The following is a 1,525-nucleotide window of genomic DNA, read 5'->3' on the forward strand; positions in this document are numbered from 1 at the left end:
CCGGAACATGAAAGTCCTCTCGACCGCTAGCTCGATGGCCAGCGTGCGGGGCGGCGTAGTCAGGGCTTCCAGCCCTGACTGTTCCAGCCCCGACACCGTCAGGCCAGGATGGCCTGACTACGCACTTTCACGGTAAAGCCGCTCCCACGGGTTTGGGCGCGCCCTAGTGCCGGGCCAACTGAGACCTTCACCGGCAGTGTCTGATCGACGACAGGTTCCGGCGCCAGGCTGAGCCGAATAGCACCTATAATCGGCTCATGTGGATCTGGCAAGGGCCTGACTGGCCGACCTTCAGCTTCGACGCGGACCGCCTCGCCGCGGCCGTCGCGGACTATCGCCACCGGGCCGCGCAACTCGCGGGCGGCGCGGCGCGCCTGGCCGTCGCCGACCGCCAGGAGGCACTGGTGGACCTGCTGGTCTCGGAGGCGATCAAGACCAGCGCCATCGAAGGTGAGCGACTGGATCGCGTCTCGGTGTGCTCATCGATCAAGGCCCACATCGGCCTGGCCCCGAAGGAAACCGCTTCCCGCGACCCGCGGGCAGACGGTATCGCCGCCCTGATGGTCTCGGTACGCGAGCACTGGGCGCAGCCTTTGGACGCGGCGCTGCTGGGGGCCTGGCAGACCATGGTCATCCCGGATCGCCTGTCCCAGGTGGCGGAGCGTGGCGCCTGGCGCCGCGGCGAGGCGCCGATGCTGATCGTCTCCGGCTACATCGGCAAGCAGCGAGTCCACTACGAGGCACCGCCGTCCGCGCGGGTGCCGCAGGAGATGTGCCGGTTCCTCGACTGGTACAACGCCACCGCGCCGACCAGCAACACCGATCCGCTCCCCGGCCCGCTGCGGGCCGGGATCGCGCATCTATGGTTCGAGTCGATCCATCCGTTCGACGACGGCAACGGCCGGGTCGGACGGGCCATCGCCGACCACGCCATTGCCCAGGACCTGGGCTACCCGCCACTGTCGTGCCTTTCGACCTGCATTGAGGCGGACAAAAGGACCTACTACGCCCTCTTGGAGCGCACGCAACGCGAGGGCCTGCGGATCGATGCCTGGCTCGCCTGGTTCGTCGCGACGGTGCTCAGGTCTCAGGTGATCGCCCGCGCCCGGATCGATCTAGTGGTCGAGAAGGCGCGCTACTTCGAGCTTTACCGGGACCGGCTCAATGAGCGCCAGCACAAGGTCGTTGTTCGGATGTTCGCCGCGGGTCCGGCCGGGTTCGAGGGCGGCATGACCGCCGGAAAGTATGTCGGCATCGCCGGCTGCTCCAAGGCGACCGCGACCCGCGACCTGGCGGCGCTGCTCCAGATGGGCGCCCTGACCAGCCTGCCCGGCGGCGGTCGCAGCACCCGGTATGCGCTCGCGCGGGTAGCGCCCTGAGCCTGTGTGCCAGCCGGCCACCGAGGCTTGTGGGTCGGCCTTCAGGCCGACCGACTGGGAGCGCCGCCCCCCAGTGCGGCCCGGCCAGTCCGCCGCCCGCCACGCAGCGGGCGCCAGCGAGATCGCGCCGCACTGGGGTGCGGCGC

1 protein-coding gene is annotated in these 1,525 nt (G+C 69.7%); it reads left to right on the forward strand.

Features of this window, described 5'->3' with window-relative positions:
- Window positions 1-257: 257 nt before the first annotated feature.
- The gene (locus tag QZY48_RS24550) at window positions 258-1,379 is read left to right on the forward strand and encodes a Fic family protein (RefSeq protein WP_295436015.1); all 1,122 of its coding nucleotides are present in this window, start codon (window positions 258-260) and stop codon (window positions 1,377-1,379) included.
- Window positions 1,380-1,525: the final 146 nt, after the last annotated feature.

The sequence above is a fragment of the uncultured Thiodictyon sp. genome (genome assembly GCF_903828115.1).
Lineage (GTDB): Bacteria > Pseudomonadota > Gammaproteobacteria > Chromatiales > Chromatiaceae > Thiodictyon.

What these genes read in the sequence shown, in the direction of transcription:
- QZY48_RS24550 (WP_295436015.1), top strand. Translation starts at nt 258, where the DNA reads ATGTGGATCTGGCAAGGGCCTGACTGGCCGACCTTCAGCTTCGACGCG.